We start from the raw sequence: 5,792 nt of genomic DNA on the forward strand, positions 1-5,792 counted from the left end.
GTTGGAGGACTGGGAATATCGGGAGCTGCCATTGCTTCTTCTCTGGCAGAGATGGGGTCTTTGGTGATGCTTCTTTTCTATGTATGGCTGAAAATAGATAAAGGGAAATATGGATTGAAACCGGTATATGACGGAAAGCTGTTGGTGGATGTGCTGAGCTTGTCGGTATGGAGCATGCTTCATGCCTTTATCAGCGTGGCTCCGTGGCTCTTGTTTTTTGTGGCGGTGGAACATTTGGGTAAAACGGAATTAGCCATTTCCAATATTACGCGAAGTGTATCTGCTGTCTTTTTTGTAATAGTCAATTCTTTTGCGGTCACTACGGGTTCGCTGGTCAGTAATGCGATTGGGGCTGGAGAAAGGAGGGCTGTTTTCATTATCTGCCGTAAGATACTGAGGTTGGGCTATTCTGCTGGATTTCCACTGATAGGGGTAGCTGTATGCTGTAATCGCTTGATAATAGGAATCTATACAGATAACGAACTGTTGACGGAGCAGGCTTTCATCCCTTTTGTTGTGACGTTGCTGAATTATACCTTTGCCTTGCCAGGCTATGTATATCTCAACGCAGTTGGAGGGACCGGTAAAACCCGGATTACTTTTCTTTTCCAAGTGACTACCACTGTCGTGTATCTGGGGTATCTTTATTGGTTAAGCGCTTGCACTCATGCATCCTTGGCTATTTACTTAACGGCAGAATACCTTTTTGTGATTTTGCTGGCATTGCAATCGGTTTTCTATTTAAGAAGTAAACAATATTAGAAACATATCGAATTATGATGACTAAAATATATCCGCGTACGGGAGATAAGCAAACCGTATATCTTAATGCTGTTGTAAAGGATCCTCGAATAGAGGTTGGTGACTATACTATTTATAATGATTTTGTAGCTGACCCTTTGTTGTTCGAGAAAAACAATGTGCTGTATCATTACCCCATCCATCAGGAGAGGCTGGTTATTGGTAAATTCTGTTCCATTGCTTGCGGTACGAAATTTCTGTTCAACTGTGCCAATCATACGTTGAAATCTCTGTCTACTTATACATTTCCTTTATTTTACGAAGAGTGGGGATTGAAGAAATCGGACATAACGGATGCATGGGATGACAAAGGAGATATTATAATAGGTAATGATGTTTGGATTGGTTATGAAGCGGTGATAATGGCTGGTGTTCATATAGGAGATGGGGCGATTATTGGTGCACGTGCTGTTGTGACTAAAGATGTTCCCCCTTATACAATTGTAGGGGGAACTCCTGCCAAAGAAATCAGGAAACGTTTTGATGAGGATGTGGTGAAGAAATTATTGCGGCTGCAATGGTGGGATTGGTCGATTGATGAGATACGCTGTTACTTGCCGCATCTTGTACAAGGCTGTTGGGATAGATTTCCTTAATAATCCATCATCAGTGAGTTGCCGGTCTTGCCTCGTGAAATGTCAAGGTTAGGCGGTGCATAGCTCTGGTTACAGCTACATAAAGCATACTCTTGTCAATCTCCGAACGGTAATTTCTCTCATCCGTCTGTGGAATAATGACTTCGTCAAACTCAAGCCCTTTTGCCATGTGGGCAGAGATGATGACGATGCCTTGCACAAATGCGGAGCTTTGACTTGATAGGAAGCTGATATCATTGGCATATGATTTCAGCATGTCTGCCATCTCCCTGGCTTGCTGCTCCGTCTTGCATATGATGCCAAGAGACTTATATCCGGATTTCCGGTAAGTGGAGATTAGCCCCATAATGCCGGACAGTTCTTCTACGGCACTGCCGAACTGCAGGATTTGTGGCTTTTCTCCATGCCGGGCAACCGGTTCCAGCTCTGCGTTAGGATGAATCTTTTGCGCAAAATCCGTAATTTCGAAGGTGGAACGATAACTCTTACACAATTTCATGATTTCACTTGCAGTAAGTGACTTTTGGATAGTTTCTGCTGTGGATGAACCATAAGGATTCACGGACTGTCCTGCATCGCCCAACACGGTTTTCCGGCATGGAAAGAGTTTCTGTATTACCTTGTACTGTATGGGCGAATAGTCCTGCATCTCATCTATCAACAGATGTTTGACTCTGAATGGCTGGTTCCCGTTTCCCTCCAATGCCAAGTGTAGGTATGCCAGCGGTGCCAAGTCTGAGTATTCGAGTGTATGTCCCTTTCGCATTTTGAACATTCCGGGATTATTTGTCCATTTAAAGAAATCTTTGTAGACTTGAATGTCGTTATTGCCTGCAAACATTAGTCTGATTTCTTTTTTCAAAAGGTTTCTGCCGGCGGTGGTTACCGTAAAGGCGTATTGTATTTTCAACATATCCAGCATATAATCAGCCATAGCATCAAATCGTCGGCGTATGGGATAACGGTTGAAACGTAGGTACTGTTCTTCAATAAACGGGGCAGGTATGGTGATGTATTTGGTCAGCTTCACGTCTGCTGCCTTGAAGTAGGTGTTCTCTATGTGGAGGATAAACTTGTCAAGCTCTGAAATGAAGCCGAAAGAGGCTTTATAGGCTATTCTGTCGATGAGGCTTGAGGATGGCTTTTCTAACAGTTCATTCACTAGCCCGAAGTATGTTTGGTACTTATATTTGTGTTCCAACACTCCGGAGAGTATTTGTTCCATACTGGTTTCGGGCACGGTTTCTTCCCCAAGTTCGGGGAGGACGTTGGAGATATAATCGGAAAACACTTTGTTGGGGGAGATAATCAGAATATCTTTTGATGAGATGCTGTCTCTGAAGGTATAGAGCAGGTAGGCTATGCGGTGCAGGGCTATGGATGTTTTTCCAGAGCCGGCCACTCCTTGAATAATAAGCGTGCGGATATCTTCGTTGCGGATAATCTGGTTCTGTTCCCGTTGGATGGTGGCAACGATATTTTTCATCTTGTCATCTACATTGGAACTTAACTCTTTTTGCAGAATGTCGTCATGGACGGTCAGGGCACTTTCAATCATAAATTCCATTTTGCCGCCCCGAATTCTGTATTGGCGTTTTAGGGAAATTACTCCTTTAATCTCTCCCGATGGAGACCGATAGCCTGCTTCTCCTAATTCATGGTCATAGAACATGCTCGAAACGGGTGCTCGCCAGTCATGGATAAGGGTAGCTCGACTTTCCGGGTCATAGAAGGTATGGATACCTATATAGATAGGCATCACTTTGCTGTTTTCTTTCTTTTCCAAAAAATCAATTCGTCCGAAGTAAGGAATGGCAAGTATCTTGGTGAGCCGCTTATGCTTGTTGATTACACTTTCCCCCAAGGCAAAATGGTTCAGGATGCTTTCGCGCATGGAGCGTATCTCGTGTGGGTCGATGTCTTTGTTGGACCAGATATAGTCTTTGTATTCTGCCAAGGTGTCGACGTGGTCTTTCACGGATGCGTCGGTATTACCGATAACCTTTTTCAGAAAACTGATTATTTGCTTTAAATATTCTTTCTCTTGTTTCTCTGTTTGATTGAATGCCATAATTAGTTGTTGCTAAAAGATAAGACAGTGTGCAAAATTAGTGTATTGTATCCTATATACTGGGAAGTTTTATATCTTTGCACATTCAAAAAAGTGGAGGTAAATGGACATTCATGAGCTTGCAAGGCAGAATCAGCAATCTGCATGGAAAGTATTGGAAGATACCTGTATTATTGAAGCATGGGAGCGCATTGGAGCAACCGTTCATTTGGTGGGCTCACTCCGTACCGGGCTGTTGGCGAAAAGTAGGGATATAGATATCCATATTTATACCGATAGGTTGGATGTAGGAGAGAGCTTTTCGGTCATCCGGGAACTTGCGGAACGGTTGCCTTTGCAGGAAATACAATATAGGAACCTTATCCATACGGAGGAAGAGTGCATGGAGTGGCATGCTTTATATAAGGATAGAGAACAGAATACTTGGAAGTTTGATATGATTCACATCCGGAAAGGTTCCAGGTATGATGGTGTTGTAGAAAAGGTGACTGCCGCTATTGCGGAGCGCCTTACTCCTGAAATTAGGAAAACGATATTGCAAATCAAATTCGATGTGCCGGATGGTGTAACGATTCCAGGTATAGAGATTTATCATGCTGTCTTTACGGGAGGTGTCCGCACTTATAAGGAGCTTGAAGAGTGGCGCAAAACAAATCAGTTGGCGGACAGTCTCGGTTGGCTTCCGTAATCTTAGAGGTAGATACCAAGATTTTCTACTATATGGATGGCTTCCATTATATTGTTGGCATCTAACTTGCTTAGGATGTTTTTCCGGTGATTGTTCACAGTATAGATGCTCACTCCCAGCTGGTGAGCGATTTCCTTGCTTAGAAAACCTTGTCGGATGAGTCGTAATATTTCTTTCTCCCGGTTGGATAATTGTTTGTCAGGAGAAACAGTGCATGTTGGAAGCGTCCGTTTGATTCTTTCGATAGGGGTCTGGTCGGGAAGTATGTCCATTACTCCCATGATTATCCAGGCTTTACCATTCCGGTCTGTTTCTATGACTTGTTGCCGGCTACTTTGATATACTGTTGCCGTGCATTCAACATACGGAATTGAAATATTTGCCGGTAGTCATTTCTTTCTTCCGGTGGGAGTGAGTAGATGAACTGTCCATGCTCGATTTGGCATTCCGTGAGTTGCATTCTGTCATCAGGGTGTATTCTCTCTTCCAGTAAATCGCCTTGTTGCCTGATTGTCTTTATCCAAGTGGGATTGTATCCGAAAAGATGGGCAAAACTGTCGGATGCAAAATCGTATCTCTCTTTAAATACGTCAACTGTAAAAATACAGCTCTGACTCATTTGTGAGAACGCTTGCATGGATATTCTTTTCTTGTTCCATAAATCATAGTCCACATCGGGACCGCTAATCTGCTGTCTTGCCCATAATTCTTTGGGAGTTGTCTTGTTGGTAGTCATGGAACAAAGATAACTGATAATTTTCTTTTGAGTTTTATCTTTTACGGGATAATATTATTTCTAAGAATATGTTGTAGGGTTGGATTAAGTGGCTACCTTTGTAGGCCGTGTCATTGGGGACGCCGTGAATGAAAAGCAAACGAGTAATAAATTCAATATGTGATAAGATGAAAGATATACCGGCAGACAGCTTAATAAAGAATTATTTTCCTGTAGATTATATAGATTCTTTTTCTAAAGTGATGGTCACTGGGCAGGCTTTGACACCGGAAGATTTTCGCAATCTTGCCTTCAGCCGATTTCCTAAGTGGATTGGTTGGCTCATGAATTTCAGGAATGCGATTGTAAAGCCATTAGGACTGGATACAGCAACCAGATTTACAGATATGGTCTTGGATAAAAATCTGCATGAAGAAATTCTCGGAATGCCGGATAAGCATCTTGATTTCCATGTGTCCATGTGGTGCGGGGAATATCACGAAGGAAAACAAGAACTTCGGATTACTACTGTTGTGAAGTACAATAATTGGCTGGGAAGGGCATATTTCTTTATTATCAGACCTTTTCATGGGATAATAGTAAAGTCTATCTTAAAGCATGTTGCTGGGGATAGGGGGGGAGTGGGTGTAAATAAATACTCCCATTGAAATATTATCATTTCAATGGGAGTATTTATTTGAGTGGTGCCACCAGCAACCGAAAATGGTTTGATATGGCACTATCTTTCAGTAAGTTATATCTTTGCTACGATGTAAGTCCCTTGAATAAGGTTTTCACAGCTTTGCACCGTTTGACATCAACTTGTATCTTGGGTACGATTTCTGAGTGCAAAGATACAACTAATATTAGAATTTCAAATATTATCCTTTTATTTGTTCTCTAAAAGACTTACCTATATCC

5 protein-coding genes and 1 pseudogene are annotated in these 5,792 nt (G+C 42.3%); 4 read left to right on the top strand and 2 right to left on the bottom strand.

The window, feature by feature from the left end:
• Positions 1–762: MATE family efflux transporter (locus BHV72_RS06965; protein WP_286855448.1), on the top strand; the 762-nt coding region annotated here is incomplete at its 5' end.
• 14 nt (positions 763–776) lie between these two features.
• Positions 777–1,397, top strand: coding sequence for a CatB-related O-acetyltransferase (locus tag BHV72_RS06970; RefSeq protein WP_005828836.1), 621 nt, complete (start codon positions 777–779; stop codon positions 1,395–1,397).
• A 10-nt stretch (positions 1,398–1,407) separates the two neighbouring features.
• Here BHV72_RS06970 and BHV72_RS06975 read toward each other — a convergent pair whose 3' ends face one another.
• Positions 1,408–3,468, bottom strand: coding sequence for a HelD family protein (locus BHV72_RS06975; RefSeq protein WP_022401681.1), 2,061 nt, complete (start codon positions 3,466–3,468; stop codon positions 1,408–1,410).
• Positions 3,469–3,571: 103 nt separating this feature from the next.
• Here BHV72_RS06975 and BHV72_RS06980 point away from each other — a divergent pair, with 103 nt between their 5' ends.
• Positions 3,572–4,156: a nucleotidyltransferase domain-containing protein gene (locus BHV72_RS06980; protein ID WP_009037035.1), complete on the top strand. Its 585-nt coding sequence runs from the start codon at positions 3,572–3,574 to the stop codon at positions 4,154–4,156.
• A gap of 2 nt (positions 4,157–4,158) precedes the next feature.
• On the opposite strand, the pseudogene BHV72_RS06985 reads toward BHV72_RS06980, so the two are convergent.
• Positions 4,159–4,892, bottom strand: a pseudogene (locus BHV72_RS06985) (LuxR C-terminal-related transcriptional regulator).
• Positions 4,893–5,059: 167 nt separating this feature from the next.
• On the opposite strand from BHV72_RS06985, the gene BHV72_RS06990 reads away from it, so the two are divergent.
• Positions 5,060–5,539, top strand: a complete 480-nt coding sequence (locus tag BHV72_RS06990; protein ID WP_009037033.1) for a DUF2867 domain-containing protein — start codon at positions 5,060–5,062, stop codon at positions 5,537–5,539.
• Positions 5,540–5,792: the final 253 nt, after the last annotated feature.

This window comes from Bacteroides sp. 43_46 (genome assembly GCF_001915455.1).
Taxonomy (GTDB): domain Bacteria; phylum Bacteroidota; class Bacteroidia; order Bacteroidales; family Bacteroidaceae; genus Bacteroides; species Bacteroides caccae.